Raw genomic sequence first — 21,434 nt, 5'->3', positions numbered from 1 at the left:
TATTTTGTCTAATCTGCCAGAGGACGGATTTTCTTCTGCCTGTTCAGGGCAGATACCAACGCATTAATGGAAGCCAGAATGATATCATCATGGATACCGATACCCCAGTAAAGTTTTCCGCTCTTATCGGTAAGTGCAACATATGCGCAGGCTCTGGAGTTAGAATCTGCTTCTAGGGCATGTTCTGAATAAGTTACAAAAGTATAATCGAAGGCATACGGCGTCTGCTTCAGAGCATTGCTCACTGCATCCAGACGACCATTTCCTGCGGCGGAAACCTGAAACTCATTGCCATCAATAGTTACACTGATATCAACCAACATTCCGTCGTCACTCTTATAGGTAGAAACTTTTTTAAAGGTAGCATCTGTAATATCTACAGGGGAAAATACATTAATATATTCATTTTTAAATATTTCGTAAATTTCTTCCGCAGCCAGTTCTTTGTGAGCATTATCGGAAATCCCTTTCACAAGATAGCCAACTTCTTCCCGCATTTTCTGAGGAATAGCATACCCGTAGTTCTGTTCAAGGATATAAGCAATGCCACCTTTGCCGGACTGACTGTTAATACGGATAACATCCGCATCATATTTACGGCCTACATCATGAGGATCAATCGGCAGGTAAGGAACGGTCCATTTTTCCATATTATTTTCTTCGTGGAAAGCCATACCTTTTGCAATAGCATCCTGATGGGAACCAGAAAATGCTGCGAATACTAATTGTCCGCCGTAAGGCTGTCTTGGATGAACGGCTAAATCAGTAAACTTTTCATACCTTTCAACGATAGAAGGCATATCAGAAAAATCAAGACCCGGGTCTACTCCGTGAGCAAACATATTCATAGCAACAGTTATGATATCCACATTACCAGTACGTTCTCCATTGCCAAACAGGGTACCTTCCACTCTGTCGCCTCCAGCAAGAAGGCCCAGCTCTGCATCTGCCACGGCGGTGCCTCTGTCATTATGTGGATGCAGTGAAATAATGATGTTTTCCCTGTTGTGAAGGTTATCATTCATATATTCAATCTGGCTTGCGTAAACGTGGGGCATTGACATAGAAACCGTAGCAGGCAGATTGATGATTACCTTGTTGGAAGGAGTAGGCTTCCAGATATCAATGACCTCGTTACAGATTCTTAATGCAAACTCCATTTCAGTTCCGGTAAAGCTTTCCGGTGAATATTCAAAGGATATTTCGCTTTCCGGCATCGTTTCCCTGTATTTATTTAAAAGTTTTGCGCCACTTGCTGCAATTTGTACGATTTCATCCTGAGACTTTTTAAAAACCTGCTGTCTTTGTGCAAAAGAAGTAGAGTTATAAAGATGAACAATAGCTTTTTTTACACCCTTCAGTGATTCAAAGGTCTTTTGGATGATGTGCTCTCTGGCCTGAGTAAGTACCTGAATAGTCACATCATCAGGAATCAGGTTGTTTTCAATTAATTTTCTTAAGAAAGTATATTCTGTTTTGGAAGCGGCAGGAAAACCAACTTCTATTTCTTTGAATCCGAGGCTTACGAGGAACTGGAAAAATTCGAGCTTTTCATCTAGGCTCATTGGGACAATTAATGCCTGATTACCATCACGCAGATCAACACTGCACCAGACTGGTGCGGTTTCGATGTGATCTTTTCTGACCCATTTCATTTCATTGACTGGCGGCATAAAGTAGCCGACGCTGTACTTTTCATAGTTTTTCATTTTAAATTCCTCCTCGTTTTGCCTCGTAAGCAAATTATATTATTTTATATAGATATAAATAGGTATACAAATGTTCAGTAAAATCTTATTCATAATTAAATACCTATTCATGATTTTACATACTAATAGAAGTTTTGTGTTTTGTCAATAAGAAATGGTAAAATAATTTGTGATTTTTAACAAAAAACCGTTGACTTTTTTGTCTTTAACTATATAATAAGTATTAAACACCCATCAAGTGGGATAAAAAATCACAGATTTATCTTGTGATAACTAACACCTGGCCTGTGAATCACATACAGGTCATAGTGGCTCTGGAGTGCACATTCCAAAGAAAAAAGTGTGTAAGTTTTTAGAAAGAAGGGAAGTAGACAAAAATGAAATTAACAGGATCTGAAATTGTTGCAGAAGTATTGCTAGAGCAGGAAGTCGATACCGTCTTTGGGTATCCCGGAGGCACCATCCTCAACATTTATGACACCCTCTACAGTTATCAGGGAAAGATCAGGCACATTCTCGCTTCTCATGAACAGCATGCTGCCCACGCAGCTGACGGTTATGCAAGAGCCACTGGAAAAACAGGTGTAGTATTCGCAACGAGTGGCCCGGGAGCTACAAATCTGGTAACAGGTATTGCCACTGCATTTATGGATAGCATACCTATGGTAGCTATCACTTGCAATGTACCTGATTCACTGGTTGGAAGAGATGCTTTTCAGGAAATCTGCATAACAGGAGTGACCATGCCGATTACAAAGCATAACTACTTTGTAAACAAAATTGAGGATTTGGCAGATGCACTGAGAAATGCCTTTAGAATTGCCCAAAGCGGGAGAAAAGGCCCGGTTTTAGTTGATATTACAAAAGATGTAACGGCAGCAACTATTGAGTATGAGAAACAGACCCCTCTGGCAGTGACAGAGATGCCAAAAGCCGATATGGCAGACATTGAAAAAGTTGCAGAGCTAATAAACAAAGCCCACAGACCAATCGTGTATTTTGGCGGCGGTGTGGCAGCTTCATGCGCATCCAAGCAACTGGCTGAACTGTTACAAAAGGCAGATATGCCCGGTACATATACCATGATGGCAGCAGGGGTTTTAAGCTATGATGATAAAAAGAACCTCGGACTGATTGGTATGCACGGAAGTGTTGCATCAAACAAAGCAGTAGATAAAGCGGATTTGGTTCTGGCTCTTGGAACCCGGTTTAGTGACAGAGTTGCATTAAACATGAAAAAGTTTGCAAAAGATGCAACTATTGTACAGATTGATATTGATAAAAGTGAAATAAACAAAAATGTTCTAGTAGATTTAAGTGTGGTAAGTGATGTAAAAGATGCGCTGACGAAACTGATTCCGTTGGTAGAAAAAGTAGAACGGACCGAGTGGATTGACAAGCTTCGAGAGTGGAAAAAGGTCAGAGGGGATAAGAAAGAGGGAAACGCCAAACTTCATCCTTACGAGATTGTTACATCAGTCTGCGACCTTACAGATAAAGAGACCATTTATGTTACAGATGTAGGCCAGCACCAGATGTGGGCAGCCCAGTATTTAAAGCATACCAATACCAGATGTTTCCTAACCAGCGGAGGCCTTGGCACCATGGGATTTGGCTATGGTGCAGCCATAGGAGCACAGATTGGATGTCCACAGAAAAGAGTCATCCATTTTACAGGGGATGGTTCATTCCACATGAATCTGGCAGAGGCATGTACAGCTATAAGCAACAATCTTCCTATTATAACTGTTATCATGAATAACAGAGTTTTAGGAATGGTTTACCAGTGGCAGACCACTTTTTATGGCAAGAGATATTCTTCCACTACGCCAGAAAGAAAGACGGACTTTGTAAAAGTCATCGAAGGTTTTGGGGGTAAGGGCTACAGAGCAACAAACCCGGAAGAATTTGAAGCGGCATTTAAAGAAGCACTTAAGTCAGAAGGACCTGTCTGGATAGACTGTGTTATATCCAGAGAAGAACGAGTTCTTCCAATGATTCCAAATGGCGGAACAGTAAATGACATAATAGTAGGTTAAGAAAGGGGAAGTACTGCTATGACAAAGAGAAGAGAAGTTATAAGTATTTTTGTTGATAATCAGGCAAATGTTCTTAGCAGAGTGGTCAGTTTGTTTGGGAGAAGAGGATTTAATATCGATTCTTTAACCGTTTCTGCTACAAACAACCCTGAGATTTCAAGAATAACCATTGTATTTACTGGTACGGAACAGGCTTTAAACCAGATTATCACACAAACGGAGAAACTGGAAGTTGTGAAAGAAATCTTTACGCTGGAAAAAGAAAACAGTGTATACAGAGAACTTTTATTAGTAAAGATAAGAGCTAATAAAATGAATCGGACAGCTCTCAGAGAAGTGGTAGACATTTTCAGGGGAAAGATTATTGACCTTTCAAAGGAAAGTGTTGTGGTGGAAATGACCGGCGCCCCAGAAAAGATTGATGGTTTTATGAATATGGTAAGCTGCTATGAAATCATAGAAATGTGCAGAACCGGTATAACAGGAATTAAAAGAGGGCTGGCTACGCCGGAATGCTGTCAGGAAGAGCATGAAATAGATTCAGGTGACCTTTTTGATTAGTAAGGCTAAAAAAATATTTCAATATTTAATTAATAGATAAAATAAAAGGAGACAGGAAAATGATTAAAAAATATTATGACACAGATTGTAATTTAGGAATGTTAGACGGTAAAACCGTTGCTATAATTGGATTTGGAAGCCAGGGCCACGCTCATGCAGAAAACCTTAAGGATAGTGGCGTAAATGTAGTAGTTGGTCTTAGAAAAGGATCTGCACATACAGCAAAAGCTGAAGCGGCAGGACTTAAAGTTGTGGAGATAGAAGAAGCTGCAGAAGCTGGCGATATCGTAATGATGCTAGTTCCAGACGAACTTGCTGCAAATATTTATAAAACTCAGGTTGCAAAGCATATGAAGCCTGGTAATGCATTAGCATTTGCCCATGGCTTTAATATCCATTATAATCAGGTTAAACCAGCAGAAGATATTGATGTTATCATGATTGCACCAAAAGGACCTGGCCATACTGTAAGAAGTCAGTATGAAGAGGGAAAAGGAGTTCCTTCTCTTATTGCTATACACCAGGATGCAACTGGTAAAGCTAAAGATTTAGCTCTTGCATATGCATCAGGAATCGGAGCAGGCAGAGCAGGTATTCTTGAAACAACCTTTAAAGAAGAAACAGAAACAGACTTATTTGGAGAACAGGCTGTACTTTGCGGTGGTGTAACTGAATTGATGAAGGCCGGATTTGATACATTGGTAGAAGCAGGATATCAACCGGAAATGGCTTACTTTGAATGTATCCACGAAATGAAGCTGATTGTTGACCTGATTAATAAAGGCGGATTTGAAATGATGAGATACTCTATTTCAAACACAGCGGAATATGGTGATTACAGAACAGGTAAAAGATTAATCACAGAAGAAACCCGTAAGGAAATGAAGAAGGTTCTTTCTGAAATTCAGGATGGTACTTTTGCAAGTGAATTTATTCAGGAATTTAATGCAGGAGGCCAGGCCAAGTTCTTAGCTACAAGAAGAAAGGAAACAGAACATCTTCTTGTTAAAATTGGAGGCGAATTAAGAAAGATGATGAGCTGGTTGAAAAAATAAGCTCTTACAGCTTATGGATTTAAGTTAAGTATGTTATGGTAAGGAGATTGCGTATGACACTAAGAAGTGCAAACGTAACTCAGGGTGTAGAAAAGGCTCCGATGCGAAGCCTTTTTTATGCTATGGGTTATACGAAAGAAGAACTGGACAGACCTTTGATCGCGGTGGTTTCAGCCCATAGCGAAATCGTTCCGGGGCACTATCATTTAGATAAAATAACAGAGGCTGTAAAAGCAGGTGTCAGAATGGCAGGAGGAACACCAGTTATGGTTCCTGCCATAGGGGTTTGTGATGGAATCGCTATGGGACACATCGGTATGAAATACAGCCTGGCAAGCAGAGAATTAATTGCTGACAGTGTAGAGACTATGACACTGGCCCATGCATTTGACGGTCTGGTGCTGGTTCCTAACTGTGATAAAATCGTTCCAGGAATGGTTATGGCAGCAGTGAGAATGAACATTCCAACCGTTGTCTGCTCCGGTGGACCTATGATGGCTGGACTTGTAGACGATGAAGAAATCAGTTTGTCAAAGATATTTGAAGCGGTAGGTGCCAGAAAGGCAAATCTGATCGATGATGCGAAATTAGAAGAATTTGAACAGGGCTGTTGTCCTGGATGCGGTTCCTGTGCTGGTATGTATACGGCAAACAGTATGAACTGTTTATGTGAAGCCTTGGGAATAGCTCTGCCGGGAAATGGCACAATACCTGCCGTTCATAATGGCAGAATCCGTCTGGCAAAGTACGCAGGCATGGCAATCATGAATTTGGTGGAAAAAGATATTAAGGCCAGAGACATTATCAATGAAAGGTCTATAAAAAATGCACTTCGATGTGATATGGCATTAGGCTGCTCTTCCAACAGTGTATTACACCTTTTAGCCATAGCAAATGAAGCAGGCGTACCCCTTAATCTGAATATGTTTAATGAAGAAAGTGAAAGAACTCCGAATTTGTGTCATCTGGCCCCGGCAGGAGAAACCCACATGCAGGATTTAAATGTAGCCGGAGGAATTCCAGCCGTTCAAAGCGAGCTTGCCAAGAAGGGAATGCTGGATTTGGAAGTAATCACAGCAACAGGGAAGACATTAGGTGAAAACATAAAGGGCGCAAAGAATAAAAAACCTGATACTATAAGACCTGTAGATAACCCATACAGTGAAACGGGAGGCATTGCCATACTATTTGGAAATGTTGCTCTGGAAGGCTGTGTGGTAAAGAGAAGTGCAGTAGCTCCGGAGATGTTGCAGCATTCAGGACCGGCAAGAGTGTTTAACTCAGAGGAAGAAGCCATCGATGCCATTTACAAAGGAAAAATCGTTGATGGGGACGTAGTGGTAATAAGGTATGAAGGCCCTAAAGGTGGCCCGGGTATGAGAGAGATGCTCAATCCAACCAGTGCCCTTGCAGGAATGAAACTAGACAAAACTGTCGCCTTAATTACAGACGGACGATTCAGCGGCGCCAGCCGGGGGCTTCCATTGGGCACGTATGTCCGGAAGCAGCAAATGGTGGAAATATCGGCTTACTGGAAGAGGGAGATACAATAGAAATCAATATTCCTGAATACTCCATCCGTGCAAAAGTATCTGATGAAGAATTTGAAAAGCGCAGAGCACGTTATGTAGCCCCAGAACCAAATATCAAAACAGGATGGCTGGGAAGATATGCCAAGCTTGTTGATTCAGCTGCAAAAGGTGCAATCATGAAACAGGATTTCTAGTAATAAGAACATAAAAAACAGCCGTCAGGCTGTTTTTTCTTATGTAAATAATCATGTACAATCCATCTTCTAACCAACCGAATAATCAGCATAATAAGCAAACCAATGATTGTTTTAATCCGGAATTTTTTTTCCGCACTTGCTGCAGAATTCAAAACCCTCTCCCAGCCTTGCTCCGCAATAAGGGCAAAAGGCTGGGGTTTCAGTATTGGAAGATAACAGGCTTTCACTTATAGAATCCCCATGGGATTTCCCATTTATGTACTCCTGCATCGGATCAGTTTCTTCTGAGCCATCTACGATATCAAATTCAGAAAAACGATTTTTCCCAGTGGCATTACTGAAGTTGTATATAGCCTGAACCACAGCAGCTCCGATAAATACAATTCCGAACATGGAGAAAAACCAGGGAGCTCCCATGCTCACTGTACCAATTGTCCAGAAAATACCAAAGATACCGGCAATAATAGAGCCGATTCCTCCCATCATAGAAGGCCCTCTGCCTGGTTTAACACTTTTCATATATATCCCCCTTTGTTAAATCGATAATGATACTAAAACTTTAACTTTCCTTTTAGAGTTAATACAAATCAGGCATAATTTGTATCAGGTAGTAATTTTAATTGCAAATCAGAAATTACTTTTAAAAGTTTATCCGGGTCTGCGGTGGTGAGCTGCTTCATATATGCCTGAGGAGCATGGACATTGGCAGTACCAGCAGGTATAAGGTTTTCCTTTAGAAACAGCAGGGATAGCTTCGCATTATAAAAATCCTGTACAGTAGGAGCCATCGTCTCAAGCTGCGATAAAATCTTCTGTGTGGCAGCTAAGGTTTCACCATTGACCTGGGATATGTCTGGCAGGGAGTAAGTGACACCATATCGGCTATAACCCCATTTTGCCAGTGGAATTTCTGTTACGATATCTGCAGGATTAACGGCATTAAATATATTTAAATAATTATTTGAAGCTATTTTTGCCACATTGGGCGTTGCAAAAGTATACCCATAAATATTGGATTGAGCAGCCAGTTGCTCTGACTGGGACAAATCCGCAGCAAGTAAATTGGCAACAGCAGCTCCCCGGCTATGGCCTGTAATTAAAAACTTAGTATCTGTTTTGTCAGAATTTAAGCTTTTGACGTAGTTATTTAAACTGACTAGCAGAGACTTTTCTGCTTTCCTGAAGCCCTCATGAATGGCAGGACTGCTGCCAGAATCATTGATGTTAAAATTGCTGATCCATTCACTGTCCCCACTTGTTCCTCTTATAACAACAGAAACCAGCGTAAAATCTTTTCCACCGCAGACAAGCCTCTTATGGGCAAAAGAGTACCCTACTAAATCTGTGCCCAGCTTGGATGAGTTTTTATAAGAACCACTGTCATAGACAGTATCATTAACAAAACCATAGCTGGCAAGAACTTTTTCAACGTTGGCACTGGTATCTCCATATGCGGCCTGGCATAAAGAAAGAGAAAACCTTGCCAGATCTAAGTTAAATTCAGTTGAATCCTGCTGAAAAAGAGTATCCTGTGGGCTATCAGCCAAAACAATGGTCGCGTCCAGTGAAAAAGATGCCATAAGGAGGATCACCAAAACCATAAAAACTGATTTAACTCTTTGTATCATTGCCTTCTTCCCCCTCTAACTGCATAACTGCCTGAATCTGGACAAAATGCTTTGCTGTTCTTGGACTCCTTCCACCGTTTCTGATAGCAAAGGCTTCTGCCTTTGTGCATAAATCCTTTTCAGAAAGAGCCAGTTTGTATTCTCTGGCTAAGTGTTTCACTATATCCAGATAATTATCTTTATCAGGAGCCTGAAAAGTAACGGTAAGACCAAATCTTGCAGACAGGCTGAGGGTTTCCTGAATGGTATCGTTCTCATGCAGGTCATCTCCCATTCGAGCTTCCATATTTTCTTTAATTAAGTGCCGTCTGTTGCTGGTTGCATAAATGGCCACATTTTTGCTTCTTGATGCAATGCTGCCCTCTAATACCGCTTTTAAAGCGGCAAAACTGTCATCATTGCCATTAAAACTTAAATCGTCAATAAACAATATGAACTTAAGTGGATTGACAGACAATGTTTCCAGTAGATTTGGCAGCTGTAATAGCTGATCCTTCTTAATTTCAATCAGTCTGAGACCTTTATCCTTATATTCATTTAGAATGGCTTTCACTGTTGAACTTTTTCCAGTTCCTGCATCACCATATAACAGAACATTACTGGCTCCCGTTCCTTCAATTAGTGCCAGCGTGTTCTGAATGATAAGGCTCCGCTCTCTTTCGTAGCCGGGAAGTTCTGACAGTCTTTGAGGATCAGGATGTAATATGGGCAGGACTTCCTCTCCTGCCAGAACAAAGGCATAATATTTTGCATAAATACCATAACCACTGATTGGAAGATTTGACAAGTGCTCCATATATAAATTGGTTAAATTCACAGGTTCGTTGGTCCAGACAGGTAAAAAACCTCTGTAATTGATGATTGATTTTGCATCTTCAGGTGTTAGTGAAGCAAGTCTGTCCAGTATGTCCAGCTCATTTTTTAAGCTGGATTCTATGACTTTATCAAAGTCTTTTCCGGCACCTTTCCCAATGATATAAAAGTTTTCATCACTCAGAACCAGCTCTGCAATATAGCGGGTTAATGAACTGGTTTTGTTAAAAAGCTTTGAAACAAAATCTCCATAAATATGAAGAACCAGATCTTTTGATTCTAAAGAATAGGTTGAAGTAGCCAGCTCCTGGAAATTCTTTATAAGGTCGTCATTTAAAATACTTCTGAAAATTGCTAAAGTATTTAATTCTGTAGATAAATCATGTAATTTATTCATAAAATACTCCTTGTACCAAGATATAAGTTTTATTGATAAACATATATAAAAATGATATTATTTAAATATTAATTATACCACGAATTTTAACTAAATTTAAGGACTATACTTAAAGTAAAATAAAATATACGGGAGGTAGAAGCTCATGCTTACATTAGACAAAATATATCATGCAGCTTATGTTTTAAGAGAGGTAGCCAGAAAGACGGATCTGATTCTGGCTCCAGGACTGAGTGAGGAAAATACCATTTATCTTAAAACAGAAAATCTGCAGGTTACAGGCAGCTTTAAGCTGAGGGGCGCTTATTATAAAATAAGCCAGCTCAATGAAGAAGAGAAAAAGCATGGGATTATTGCATGCAGTGCGGGAAATCATGCACAAGGTGTTGCACTGGCATCTCAAAAGAATAACATCCCCTGTATGATTTGTATGCCCGACGGGGCTCCCCTGAGCAAGGTGGAAGCCACAAGAAAATATGGGGCAGAAGTCTGTCTGGTAAAGAATACCTATGATGATGCTCATGCCAGAGCATTAGAAATCCAGAAAGAGGACGGAAGAACCATGATTCATCCTTTTGATGATGAAGATGTCATCGCAGGCCAGGGCACCATCGGGCTGGAAATTTTAGACCAGCTGTCCAGTGCTGACGCTGTTATTGTACCTGTAGGCGGTGGCGGTTTAATCAGTGGAGTGGCTTTTGCCATAAAAAGTCTGAATCCCGACTGCAAAGTTTATGGGGTGCAGGCTGCGGGGGCTCCCAGCATGTTTAAATCAATAAAAGAGGGCAATATGATAACCCTGGATTCTGTAAATACTTTTGCGGATGGCATAGCAGTAAAGCATCCTGGTGATATAACTTATGAAATGATTTCAAAGTATGTTGACGATCTGGCCGTAGTCTCCGAAGATGAAATTGCAGCAGCCATACTTGCTCTCATGGAAAAGCAGAAATTAATTTCTGAAGGTGCAGGTGCGGTTTCAGTGGCCGCAGCAATGTTTAACAAGTTTGATCTTCATGGGAAAAAAGTTGTTTGTCTTGTCAGCGGAGGGAACATAGATGTAAGCTTCCTAAACAGAGTGATAACCAGAGGGCTGATTATGAGTGGAAGAAGAACTACAATTACCATAGAATTAGCGGATAGACCGGGACAACTGCAGAGCGTAAGTGAAATCATCAGTCATTGTGGCGGCAATGTTGTTACTGTATATCATGACAGAAGTGATCCGAATATGGCGATTAACAGTTGTTTCCTGAGAGTGGTCATAGAAACCCGAGACAGGGAGCAGGCGGATCAGATAAAGCAGGAGATTGTCAAAGCAGGCATGCAGTTAGTAGGAGAAAAGCCCCAGCAATAAAGACATAATAAAGAAGGCTATAATACTAACAAATAAGTTGGAGGTATAACTTTCTACCACCTATTTATATGTGTCAAGAGCAAATTTTAAAATAATATAAGGTTTTTAAGTGTAAAAATGAGTCTTTTAAGTGTAAAGACTCATTTTTTCTATTTTGATGATATCATTTTGGCAGAAATAATAGAAAAAGCTGAGGCGATTTCTGTGTAAAGGAGTGTGTTGAAATGGAAAATCGCAGGCGTGAGGATGCAGCCCTCATTGCTCCAAATGTGGAGGGCAATGTGTGGCCAAAACAGGCTTGTCCTGTCTTTGAGCCCAGGGGCGATAATCCCTATGGACTGAGACAATGCTGGTATTGTCGATATGCGGACTTTCATCTGAATAAGCCAAGAGCTTTAGATGTGGGTGTTTGCTATTGGCCCAAAAAGGTTACAAGTTGATTAAAGAAAGGAAAACGAATAAACATGAAAAAAAGAATCTTAAGTATTTTACTTATGGTTTGTATGATTCTGACTATGATGCCTGTTGTGGCACTGGCGGGTACAACCAATAAATACGGCGACTTCTCGGTTACAGTAGGTGATAGTGGCAGTGCGCCGACTTATGAAGAGGGCGTTCTGACTTTTGCAGAGGCGGGAGAATATACCGTGGCCATGGCAGATGGAAAAACTTCTACCTCTAATCGCATTGTGATTACTGCTGAGAATGTTACCTTAAACCTCAATGGCGTGAACATCATTGCACCGAATGGGATAAATGCTGTTGGCTACACGGCACTTACTGCTCAAAAAAGTACTATCCTTAATATAACCAATGACAGTGCGCTCACTGGGGGCATGGGAGGCAACTATTTCCATCGGGGAAATGCCGGAGGTAACGGAATCAGCGGGAACGTCATTGTTACGGGAACGGCACACCTCGTTGCTGTGGGAGGTAGTGGTGGGCCTTCCCCTATGTTTGATGCTAATGGTGGCAATGGAATCAGCGGTAACCTCACGGTAAATGGAAAAGTGAACATTACATTAAAAGGAGCGAGCCGTTCTATGGGGTCCGGTGGTATAGGTATCACTGGGATCATAAGTGCAAGTGGGTTCTTGGTGATGGCAGGGGGGCTGAAAATCCCACAACTGTTATCAGCACCAATACAAGTTCACAACAATATGTTACGATCATGCTTCCACCACTTCCAACAGCAAACCAGTACGCATCAGCAGCCCCTGCTGCAGAAAGTGGCACCGACTATGAGCTAAACGATACAGACAAAACACTGACCATCAAAACGGCTAAGGGAGCGGCATTCTGGTCAGCAAACAGCGCCAATTATCTGGACTACAATGTTAAGCTGGATGCGGACATTGATATTGGAGAGTTTCTTTGGTCACCAGTGGGCAGTGGCTTTGGGGATGTCTTTACCGGAGACTTTGATGGTCAGGGACATACCATCACCGGGCTGACGGTGAACGAAGACTCGGCATTCGTTGGTTTGTTTGGAGTTGTAAATGAAGTCACCATGAAAAATGTTGGACTGATTAACTCGTCAATTACTGGTAAATGCACCAAGAACGGCACGACATTTGCAGGTGGAATTGTGGGTTTCGCAGATGGTGGGACCATCGCCAATTGCTACAATACCGGCACCCTTACAGCTAACACCGACAAGGGTAGTACCAACGTGGGTGGCATCACTTCAGGAGATTGTAGTGCCACCAACTGCTACTACCGAAGCGACTGCATGACAGGAACTGTAGACAATAACGGCACAAGTCTAACTGATGCTCAGATGAAAGCTGCGGCAGGAGAACCAGATGCCATGATTGACAAGCTCAATGGATGGGTTAATGATGGTGGGCCTACGGATTATTACACATGGAAAGCAGATAGCACCAGCAACCCTACAAATGATGGATATCCAATCTTTCGCACAGTTTTGAAACCAACACCATCTTTTACGGCTGTTACAAGCATAAAAGATGTTCCAACTATGGCTGCTATAGGTATAGACCTTACACTAAGCGGAACGGTTGCCCCCACTAACGCCACAAATAAGACCATCCTTTGGAGCGTGAAAAATGCAGGGACTACTGGTGCAACCATTACAGGTGGAAAGCTGAAAACCACAGGGGAAGGAACCGCGACAGTCACTGCAACCATCACAAATGGTGCAACTGAAAGCACTGATTATACCCAGGATTTCAACATTACTGTAAAGCCTGCAATAGCTACGGTATCCGGCAAAATCACGGCTTATGATGATACTCCGGTTAACAATGCGACGGTAATGATCCTTTTAAGAAGTGGTAACTTAGAGGCAACTACTGATGCGTCCGGAAATTACTCCATTGCCAATGTACCATATGGCATACATAATATCGTGGTAAGTTACACTGTAAACGGTAAAGAGGTAAAGCTTAACGAGAGTATTGTTGTAAATAACAGTGGGATTACAAAGGATATCAAGCTTAATACTGGCAGCAGAGGTACATCTGTAGAAATGGGAAGTGATACTCCGTTTGTGGCGGTAGACCGTTTAGGCTATCAATATGATGCGAACCTTACAACAGATGAAATCACAGCAGTTGGCAATGGGGGAACTGCTACGATTAAACTGGTTGCCATAAAAAAGGCAGCCACAGAAGTTTCTTCAGATGAAGGTCTGATTGGAACCATCGCAACAGGTAAAACACTTGGTTATTTTATTGATTTAAGAATACTAAAAACGGTAATAGCTTCTGACAATTCTACCATAACAAGTGAACAACCACAGACAACCCTTGCAAACAGTATTTCAGTTAGCATTCCGATTCCTGCAGAGATGCAGGGTAAAGACGGGACTTCTGTGTACCGTGTCCATAGCGGTGTAGCCCAAGCTTTGCAAAAGGATACTCCGGATGCCAATGGGGAATATTTCACCATTAGCCCAGATGGGAAGTACGTCACTGCATACGTAAAGAATTTTTCTACGTATGCCATTGGTTATACTGGAAGTGGGACAAGTGGGGGTAGTTCTGGCGGAGGTGGCGGTTCCTCCAATTCCTACAATACGATTACTGCAACTGCCGGAGAAGGAGGCAGTATTTCTCCATCTGGAAGTGTATCTGTCCGTCAAGGATTAAGTAAAGTCTTCACCTTTACACCTGATTCAGGATATCAAATCAGTGATGTGGTAGTAGATGATAAGAGCGTTGGGGTGAAAACAAGCTATACCTTTGAAAATATTCAAAAGAGCCATGTTATTAAAGTAACCTTCAAGAAGTCAGAGAGCACTACGCAAAAAACAGAGGACGGATTTAAGGACGTAACTCAAAAAGATTGGTTCTACAATTCTGTAATGAATGCAGTTGAAAAAGGTTGGTTTAAAGGGACTTCTGATACTACATTTGGGCCTTCTCTATCCACAAATCGGGGTATGATTGCAACTGCCCTTTGGAGGATAGAAAAGGAGCCGACCACAGCAGCAGCTTCCATCTTTAAGGATGTTGCAAATGGCAGCTGGTACTATAATGGCATATCATGGGCTCAGGCAAATAAGATTGTGGAAGGTTATGGAAACGGAAAGTTCGGCCCACAAGATAACATTACCCGTGAACAAATGGCATCTATCCTCTATCGCTATGCTACATTTAAGGGATACGATACCAGCAAGACATCTGGTCTGGATGGGTTTACCGATGCAGGTTCGATTTCTCAATATGCAAAGGTTTCCATGGCCTGGGCTGTAGAGAATGGTCTTATTTCCGGAAAAGGAAAGGGTATTCTTGATCCTAAAAAGGGTGCAACCCGTGGGGAGGTAGCTACTATTCTTACTAGATTTAACAACTTGTACCAAAAATAATAAAATCACTTGCTGCTTAGGAGAGAGCGCATGAGATTTTTCTACTGGTGATGCTACCGGGATTATGATTTTTACTTAAATCCCGGTAGCTTTTTGCGTCCTTACTCATTAGTTTTGACACTTGGTTAGCTTTTTTATTGAAATGGCTACCATAAAGTTTCAGCTTTCATAAAATACGGTAGGATTGGCCCAAAATGCTACCGGGGATTTTGTTTTTTTATAATTATGAGAGCATAAAACTTATATTCTTATGTTTTCGCATCTCCCTCTGCTGCATTTTTATGAATCAGAACTTTTTTTAAAGCATATAATGATGTGCTAATAAAAAAGTTAAATGGATGATACTACAAATTTATTGTTTGAAATCGCAAGTTATAAAGGAGGCAGTAAATGAAGCCGGTTAGTTATTTGCAGACAGATAAGCGCTGGGCTGATTTAGATTATTCGGCAGAAGGTGAAAAAACTACAATAGGTGAATCGGGTTGCGGCCCATCCTGTATGGCCATGATTATAGCGACCCTTAAAGACCCGGCAGTTACTCCGAAAGAAACCTGTAGCTGGGCATTAAAAAATGGGTATAAGGCGTTAAATCAGGGTACATATTACGGCTATTTCATTCCCGCTGGTGCCCAATATGGGATCAAACTGACAAAAATCAATACATCTAATATTTATGGAGACAAAAGCCCGATTGCTGATGAAGCGCATTTAGAAGCGGCAGAAGCATTACAACAAGGAAAATGGGTGATTGCCTGTATGGGAAAAGGCAATTGGACCAAATCAGGCCACTATGTCCTGGCATATGATATTGATGGAAATAAAGTGCTGATAAATGACCCGGGCAGCACAAGAGCCGGAAGAGTCCGGGCAGATATTAAGTTATGGCAAAGTCAGGTAAAGTACTATTGGATAGTAGAACTGGATAGTGAAGAGGGGGAAGATCAAATGACAGGGATAAGATATGAGAAACTGAAGGATATACCTAATGATTACGGGTTTCGGGATATCATTGAGGTTCTGATGAATGCAAAAATAGTTAATGGGGATGGATCTGATCCAACGGGTAATGGTGATGTGATTGATTTATCTTTAGACCAGGTGCGCACTTTCGTTATGCTTTACCGTGGGGGGCCTTTGACCGCAAGCTTATTGAAAAAGGTATGGTTCCCGTTGTCAAAATTTAAAATAAAGAGTAAAAGCTTTAGAAATGCAGGGATGCAGCTCTAAAGCTTTTTTGTAGTGATTTACTGCTTGGGATAAACGTTGTTATCATAGGAGCGTGAATCTGTTCCAAATACCAGGATTGGGGAAATAGATTTATTCTTTAGGTTTTTTCCAGCGGTTGTAATATCATAATCACGGAGCGTGATGTTGTAAATTGTTGCACCATCAGCAAATCCGAACAATCCAATCACTTTTGCGTTAGGGTCGCTCATGGTCAGCCCTTTTATTTTATAACCGTTTCCGCAAAAAGTCCCTGTAAATGGCTTTTGTGCTGTGCCTATGGGTTTCCATTCAGCTGTTGACATCTGTATATCCGCAACCTGAATGTAGTTTTTATCCAGACTATATTCCTTTTGACCGATTAATCGAAGTTGTGTTTCATTTTCAACCTGATAATATGTTTTCCCAGCTAAAACGAAGGTGCTCATTGCTGATTTTTCATTTGGCCGGATGTTAATTTTGGGATAAACTCGATTATCACCTAAGGAAACCTTGGTAGGTACGGCACAAACTGGATCTACTTTCTTACTTGCTATTTTTTTCCCTGCGGATGATATGTCTACATCTCGTAATTCAATATTGTGAAGGCTTGCTCCTTGAGCATATCCGAAAAGCCCAGCCACTTTTGTGTCAGGGTTGGTCATTGTCAGCCCTTTAATCGTAAAACCATTTCCATCAAAAATTCCAGTAAAAGGTTTAGTGGCAGTTCCGATAGGCACCCATTCGTCAGTGGATAGAACAATATCGTTGGCAAGCATATACAGTTTATCTAAGCTATTATCCTTTGTACCGATGGAACGAAGGCCTTTTTCTGTATAAATGAAATAAATAGTTTTGTTATTGATGGTGCCCCCTGCTTTAATATCAGGTGTGCTGGTTGCCCCAGAGTTAATGTTAACAGCTGCATAGGAGCCTGAAAAGGTAAAACCACAAGTCAGTACTAACGTAAGGAGTAATGATATGCAAATGCTCCGTGTGTTACTTTTTTTAAACTGCATAATAGCATCCAACCTCTCTTTCAGTAATTTAACGCTTTCAGTAAGTGTGACAGAAGCAAGGGAGTTTTCGTAATGTCCTCCTGTTTTTAATGCTTCAATCAGTGTATCACCGTAAGCGTATTTCTCTATTTCAGCCAGTCCCTTTATAACTGTTTCATCACAAGATAACTCGCATGCTTTGCCGATCTCACGTCCCATTAAATGTACGGCAGGGTTAAACCAGTGGATGCAGATGGTGATTTGCACCAGCCATTTATAAAACATGTCCCGTCGTTTATAGTGGGTCAGTTCATGGGCAATGGTATACCTAAACTCAGAATCCGAAAGTTCTAGGGTAGGAAGCATAATACAGGGACGAAAAAATCCAATAAGCAAAGGCGATGAAATCAGTGGATTTATATAGATTGAAACCGCTCTTTTTATTCCCGCCTGTTCAACTAGCATTCCCAGATGTTCCCAATACTTAAGGTCTGACACTTCAACTCGCCCGGCTTTTATATATTTCACAAAACTTTGATAAAGAGTTATTTTTCGAATTAACAACATGGCTGCTATAAATAGCCACGCCAGCCAGGCATTTTGTATCCCCTTAAGAAGTATGTTCTGAACCATTGATACAACAGCTTTTGGTTCCTGGCTGGTTTCCATACTCCTTTGACTTGAATTTTGATCATCACTTTCCATGTAAGGGGACAAGCCCGACACCTTTTGCTCCGGGCCTTCTACCATCATTTCTGATTGTGGAATAACCTTGTCAATCTGCTGGAATACATTTTCTAAAATGTTTATTTCCAGCGTAAAGGGCAGCAAGAGACGGGCAATTACAAGGAGCCAGATGTAATACTGCCAGCGCTTGCTGATTTTATGCCGGATTAGTGGTTTGCAAAGTATAAGAATGAAAATTAACAATGTGCCAGAAATGGATAAGGACAGTAATACTTTTAGTAATTCGTTCATTCTTTTCCCTGGTCCTCTCTCCAATGTTTTTTTACTTGTTCGTATTCATCGGCAGAAATTAAATCCTTTTGAATCAATGTGGCAATCAGGTCCTTAACATTTCCCTCATAAATCTTTTCCAGGAATGTTTCTGTTTGCGCAGCTTTGTATTCTGCTTCCGAAACCAGAGCAGTGTACTTGTTTCGGTGACCAATCTTGCTAATTCTCAGGAATCCTTTTTCTATCAGGCGGGATAACAAAGAAATAATCGTGTTTTTAGTTGCCGGTGTTCCTTTGGATTCCAGCACTTCCACGATTTGAGCATAAAGGGCTGCTCCGTCATTTGCCCAAATGGCTTTCATAAGTTCTAATTCAAAATCTGACACCTGTTGTATCATTTTGACTCTCCTCTCTAAGATAGCGCGTTGCACTCTATGAATAAGATAGCACTTTGCACTCTAACTGTCAAACAATATTCTGGAAGTTTCATGCTACGTTTTTACACTATTTTGTGTATGGAAAATTTCAATAAATAAGATAAAAAAACATAATATGATTGACTAATCAATAAAATTAGAAGGAGAGTTATATTTTGAAGTAGGTAAAGATGCGAACATAACTGTTGCAAAAGGGACTCCTTTTGAGAATGGAGGTAAATGTGAAAAATGTAAAGGGAATGTTTATAAACGGGCAGTGGGTATTGTCTTCTTCAGAAAAGACGAGAGACATAATAAACCCTGCAACAGGGGAAATCATTGCGGTTGTAACAGAAGGCAAGGATAATGACGCCATACTGGCCATAGAATCAGCTAAAGCTGCATTTAAAGACGATTCTGTGTGGAGAAATATGAGTGCTGAAGAACGTGGGGCGTTATTGTATAGAATTGCAGATTTAATTGAGGAAAACATAGATGAAATGGCCAGGACAGAGAGTATAAACACTGGAAAACTGTTTAGAGAAACAAGATATGATGATGTGTATGCTGCCGTAGGAGCATTTCGATATTATGGTGGAATTGCAACTTCACTTCAGGGGCATACTGCCAATCATTCAAAGGATTTGCTGGCTATGACCATTCGGGAGCCTATAGGTATTTGCAGCATCATCGTACCGTGGAATTATCCTTTGGGAACGGCGGCAGCAAGTATAGCACCGGCATTGGCAGCAGGAAATACAATAATTGTAAAACCAGCATCCCTTACGCCTTTAACTACTATCATGCTCTTTGAAATATTTGAAGAAGCAGGACTCCCGGAGGGGGTTGCAAATCTGGTTTTGGGTTCCGGCAGTAACATTGGAAAGGAATTAATTGCAAATAAAAATGTAAACAAGATTGTTTTTACCGGCAGCACAAAAACTGGTATGGATATCATTCGGGATTCATCGTCAAGTTTAAAAAAATTAGCCCTTGAACTGGGAGGCAAATCTCCAGTGATAGTGTTTGATGATTCGGATATAGATGTAGTGGCAGACAATGTTATGTTTGGCATATTCTTAAGTCAGGGTCAGCTTTGTGTGGCAGGCTCAAGACTTTTGGTTCAGGAGGATATATACCATAAGTTTGTTGAGAATTTGGTAAAAAGAGTGGGTTCCATAAAAGTCGGTATGCCTTTTGATGAAAACGCGGAATTTGGACCGTTGATTTCAAAAGAACATATGCATTACGTATTGAATTATATAGAGGCAGGAATAAAAGAAGGCGCAAAGCTGGCAGTGGGAGGCAAGAGAATAACTGACGGAGATTTTGGAAATGGATATTTTGTTGAGCCCACTGTATTTATAGATTGTAAAAACCATATGAGAATAGTTCAGGAAGAAATATTCGGACCGGTTTTGACAGTCCAAAGTTTTTCAACTGAAGAAGAAGCTATAAATATGGCTAATGACACGATTTATGGATTGGCAGGAGCTGTATTTACAAAGGACATTGAGAAAGCTCTCAGAGTGTGTAAGTCTGTAAAGTCGGGAATATTATGGGTGAATACCTATTTAGAAGCAGGCTCAAGCCTTCCAGTGACGCCATATAAGCAAAGCGGCATAGGAGTGGTAGGCGGAGTACAAGGTTTGGAGGAATTTACTGTTTTAAAGCAGATAAATATGAGTTTAAACCCTAAAAAAACCAATTGGTTTTCAGAATGATGATAAAAAGAAAGAAGGCGGGCTATGAGAAATACAGTTGAAATTACAGATGACAGAAATTTAAAGTCTGTTATGGTCAGGATACCTAAATTTAAAATATCCGACGTTATTGAAGGAGGTGCTGATGTTACCCATCCTGCATTTATAGTGGACGGAAATGAGTTAGAAGCAATATATATAAGCAAATATCAAAATGTGGTGATCAATGGATTAGCATATAGCTTGCAAAACAAGGACCCAGAAGTTTTTGTGACTATAGATCAAGCGCGAAATTATTGTAAAAATAAGGGGAAGGGGTGGCACCTCATGACTAACGATGAATGGGCGGTTGTAGCCCTTTTATCAAAAAAGAACAATACACTTCCCAGAGGAAACAATAATTATGGTAAAGATTACCAATTTGAAAACCAGGAAGGGACATTATCAGAGAATAAACCATGTCCCGTTGAAGGAAAGCCTTTCAGAATCCTGACGGGTTCAGGGCCTGTGGAATGGAGCCATAATGGCACAACAGACGGCATCTATGATATGAACGGTAATGTCTGGGAATGGGTGGACGGCATTCGCATCGTAGACTGCGAATTACAGCTTAAGAGCCAAACTGACGGTGTATGGTGTGCTCTGGACGGTGGAGGAAATTTGTGTAAAGCAGACGCCAGAGAATCCTTGAAATACAGGGATTTGAACACAGATGATACACTAATATTATCGGTATCTGAAAATGATGAACACATGGATAAGGAAACACTAGTTAGCCCATATAAGACTGTAAAAACCAATGTAGATAAGGTCTTCACCAATAAGCTTAAGGCTATGGCGCTGATTCCTGAAGGTGATAGATATGGGGAAGATGTGGTGGCTGTCAACGTAAAAGGAACATATAACGCTATACGTGGAGGTTATTGGGTGAACAAAGAAAATGCGGGAATATTTGCGTTGGGATTAATATTGAAAGACAGTGAAAACTATTTTGATGTAGGCTTCAGATGTGCGTATTATGAAAAATAGAAGGCAGA

16 protein-coding genes and 1 pseudogene are annotated in these 21,434 nt (G+C 40.9%); 11 read left to right on the top strand and 6 right to left on the bottom strand.

Translation table 11 applies throughout. The annotated features are described in order from the left end of the window. Window positions 1-8: 8 nt before the first annotated feature. Window positions 9-1,709, bottom strand: a complete 1,701-nt coding sequence (locus Ami3637_RS07020; RefSeq protein ID WP_162361953.1) for a 2-isopropylmalate synthase — start codon at window positions 1,707-1,709, stop codon at window positions 9-11. Between the two features lie 377 nt (window positions 1,710-2,086). Between Ami3637_RS07020 and ilvB the strand changes: the two genes are divergently transcribed. The 4 genes and pseudogenes from ilvB to ilvD all read left to right on the top strand — a co-directional run bounded on the left by ilvB (window position 2,087) and on the right by ilvD (window position 7,090). Beyond that, window positions 2,087-3,748, top strand: coding sequence for a biosynthetic-type acetolactate synthase large subunit (gene ilvB / locus Ami3637_RS07015; RefSeq protein ID WP_162361952.1), 1,662 nt, complete (start codon window positions 2,087-2,089; stop codon window positions 3,746-3,748). Between the two features lie 18 nt (window positions 3,749-3,766). Next, window positions 3,767-4,309, top strand: coding sequence for an acetolactate synthase small subunit (gene ilvN / locus Ami3637_RS07010; RefSeq protein ID WP_162361951.1), 543 nt, complete (start codon window positions 3,767-3,769; stop codon window positions 4,307-4,309). 59 nt (window positions 4,310-4,368) lie between these two features. Beyond that, window positions 4,369-5,364, top strand: a complete 996-nt coding sequence (ilvC, locus tag Ami3637_RS07005; protein WP_162361950.1) for a ketol-acid reductoisomerase — start codon at window positions 4,369-4,371, stop codon at window positions 5,362-5,364. A 53-nt stretch (window positions 5,365-5,417) separates the two neighbouring features. Next, window positions 5,418-7,090, top strand: a pseudogene (ilvD, locus tag Ami3637_RS07000) (dihydroxy-acid dehydratase). Between the two features lie 114 nt (window positions 7,091-7,204). Here the strand turns inward: ilvD and Ami3637_RS06995 are convergent. The 3 genes from Ami3637_RS06995 to Ami3637_RS06985 form a co-directional block, all read right to left on the bottom strand. Then, complete coding sequence (locus Ami3637_RS06995; RefSeq protein ID WP_162361949.1) at window positions 7,205-7,612, bottom strand: zinc ribbon domain-containing protein; 408 nt, start codon at window positions 7,610-7,612, stop codon at window positions 7,205-7,207. A gap of 68 nt (window positions 7,613-7,680) precedes the next feature. After that, the gene (locus tag Ami3637_RS06990; RefSeq protein ID WP_162361948.1) at window positions 7,681-8,721 is read right to left on the bottom strand and encodes a lipase family protein; all 1,041 of its coding nucleotides are present in this window, start codon (window positions 8,719-8,721) and stop codon (window positions 7,681-7,683) included. Continuing rightward, complete coding sequence (locus tag Ami3637_RS06985; RefSeq protein WP_162361947.1) at window positions 8,705-9,931, bottom strand: ATP-binding protein; 1,227 nt, start codon at window positions 9,929-9,931, stop codon at window positions 8,705-8,707. Before Ami3637_RS06985 ends, Ami3637_RS06990 begins: the two co-directional genes overlap by 17 nt. Before the next feature lie 145 nt (window positions 9,932-10,076). On the opposite strand from Ami3637_RS06985, the gene ilvA reads away from it, so the two are divergent. The 5 genes from ilvA (at window position 10,077) to Ami3637_RS06960 (ending at window position 16,347) form a co-directional block, all read left to right on the top strand. Then, window positions 10,077-11,288: a threonine ammonia-lyase gene (ilvA, locus tag Ami3637_RS06980; protein ID WP_162361946.1), complete on the top strand. Its 1,212-nt coding sequence runs from the start codon at window positions 10,077-10,079 to the stop codon at window positions 11,286-11,288. A 224-nt stretch (window positions 11,289-11,512) separates the two neighbouring features. After that, on the top strand, window positions 11,513-11,728 hold the full coding sequence (locus tag Ami3637_RS06975) for a hypothetical protein (RefSeq protein WP_162361945.1): 216 nt from the start codon (window positions 11,513-11,515) through the stop codon (window positions 11,726-11,728). A 24-nt stretch (window positions 11,729-11,752) separates the two neighbouring features. Next, window positions 11,753-12,538: a hypothetical protein gene (locus Ami3637_RS06970; RefSeq protein ID WP_162361944.1), complete on the top strand. Its 786-nt coding sequence runs from the start codon at window positions 11,753-11,755 to the stop codon at window positions 12,536-12,538. Beyond that, window positions 12,460-15,120, top strand: coding sequence for an S-layer homology domain-containing protein (locus tag Ami3637_RS06965; RefSeq protein WP_162361943.1), 2,661 nt, complete (start codon window positions 12,460-12,462; stop codon window positions 15,118-15,120). Before Ami3637_RS06970 ends, Ami3637_RS06965 begins: the two co-directional genes overlap by 79 nt. Before the next feature lie 390 nt (window positions 15,121-15,510). Beyond that, on the top strand, window positions 15,511-16,347 hold the full coding sequence (locus Ami3637_RS06960) for a C39 family peptidase (RefSeq protein ID WP_162361942.1): 837 nt from the start codon (window positions 15,511-15,513) through the stop codon (window positions 16,345-16,347). A 17-nt stretch (window positions 16,348-16,364) separates the two neighbouring features. Here Ami3637_RS06960 and Ami3637_RS06955 read toward each other — a convergent pair whose 3' ends face one another. Beyond that, window positions 16,365-18,299: a M56 family metallopeptidase gene (locus tag Ami3637_RS06955; RefSeq protein ID WP_162361941.1), complete on the bottom strand. Its 1,935-nt coding sequence runs from the start codon at window positions 18,297-18,299 to the stop codon at window positions 16,365-16,367. After that, entirely contained in the window at window positions 18,296-18,676 is a 381-nt protein-coding gene (locus Ami3637_RS06950) for a BlaI/MecI/CopY family transcriptional regulator (protein ID WP_162361940.1), read from the bottom strand. The genes Ami3637_RS06955 and Ami3637_RS06950 overlap by 4 nt, the downstream gene beginning before the upstream one ends. A gap of 260 nt (window positions 18,677-18,936) precedes the next feature. Between Ami3637_RS06950 and Ami3637_RS06945 the strand changes: the two genes are divergently transcribed. Further along, window positions 18,937-20,418: an aldehyde dehydrogenase family protein gene (locus tag Ami3637_RS06945; RefSeq protein WP_243158127.1), complete on the top strand. Its 1,482-nt coding sequence runs from the start codon at window positions 18,937-18,939 to the stop codon at window positions 20,416-20,418. Between the two features lie 24 nt (window positions 20,419-20,442). Beyond that, the gene (locus Ami3637_RS06940) at window positions 20,443-21,426 is read left to right on the top strand and encodes an SUMF1/EgtB/PvdO family nonheme iron enzyme (protein WP_162361939.1); all 984 of its coding nucleotides are present in this window, start codon (window positions 20,443-20,445) and stop codon (window positions 21,424-21,426) included. Window positions 21,427-21,434 lie beyond the last annotated feature (8 nt).

Source organism: Aminipila terrae, assembly GCF_010120715.1.
In the GTDB taxonomy this organism is placed as follows: domain Bacteria; phylum Bacillota; class Clostridia; order Peptostreptococcales; family Anaerovoracaceae; genus Aminipila; species Aminipila terrae.
This window is presented reverse-complemented; position numbering and strand designations above follow the sequence as displayed.

What these genes read in the sequence shown, in the direction of transcription:
- Ami3637_RS06955 (WP_162361941.1), bottom strand. Translation starts at nt 18,299, where the DNA reads ATGAACGAATTACTAAAAGTATTACTGTCCTTATCCATTTCTGGCACA.
- Ami3637_RS06940 (WP_162361939.1), top strand. Translation starts at nt 20,443, where the DNA reads ATGAGAAATACAGTTGAAATTACAGATGACAGAAATTTAAAGTCTGTT.
- ilvA (WP_162361946.1), top strand. Translation starts at nt 10,077, where the DNA reads ATGCTTACATTAGACAAAATATATCATGCAGCTTATGTTTTAAGAGAG.
- Ami3637_RS06950 (WP_162361940.1), bottom strand. Translation starts at nt 18,676, where the DNA reads ATGATACAACAGGTGTCAGATTTTGAATTAGAACTTATGAAAGCCATT.
- Ami3637_RS06960 (WP_162361942.1), top strand. Translation starts at nt 15,511, where the DNA reads ATGAAGCCGGTTAGTTATTTGCAGACAGATAAGCGCTGGGCTGATTTA.
- ilvB (WP_162361952.1), top strand. Translation starts at nt 2,087, where the DNA reads ATGAAATTAACAGGATCTGAAATTGTTGCAGAAGTATTGCTAGAGCAG.
- ilvN (WP_162361951.1), top strand. Translation starts at nt 3,767, where the DNA reads ATGACAAAGAGAAGAGAAGTTATAAGTATTTTTGTTGATAATCAGGCA.
- Ami3637_RS06970 (WP_162361944.1), top strand. Translation starts at nt 11,753, where the DNA reads ATGAAAAAAAGAATCTTAAGTATTTTACTTATGGTTTGTATGATTCTG.
- Ami3637_RS06965 (WP_162361943.1), top strand. Translation starts at nt 12,460, where the DNA reads ATGCTTCCACCACTTCCAACAGCAAACCAGTACGCATCAGCAGCCCCT.
- Ami3637_RS07020 (WP_162361953.1), bottom strand. Translation starts at nt 1,709, where the DNA reads ATGAAAAACTATGAAAAGTACAGCGTCGGCTACTTTATGCCGCCAGTC.
- Ami3637_RS06975 (WP_162361945.1), top strand. Translation starts at nt 11,513, where the DNA reads ATGGAAAATCGCAGGCGTGAGGATGCAGCCCTCATTGCTCCAAATGTG.
- Ami3637_RS06995 (WP_162361949.1), bottom strand. Translation starts at nt 7,612, where the DNA reads ATGAAAAGTGTTAAACCAGGCAGAGGGCCTTCTATGATGGGAGGAATC.
- Ami3637_RS06990 (WP_162361948.1), bottom strand. Translation starts at nt 8,721, where the DNA reads ATGATACAAAGAGTTAAATCAGTTTTTATGGTTTTGGTGATCCTCCTT.
- Ami3637_RS06985 (WP_162361947.1), bottom strand. Translation starts at nt 9,931, where the DNA reads ATGAATAAATTACATGATTTATCTACAGAATTAAATACTTTAGCAATT.
- ilvC (WP_162361950.1), top strand. Translation starts at nt 4,369, where the DNA reads ATGATTAAAAAATATTATGACACAGATTGTAATTTAGGAATGTTAGAC.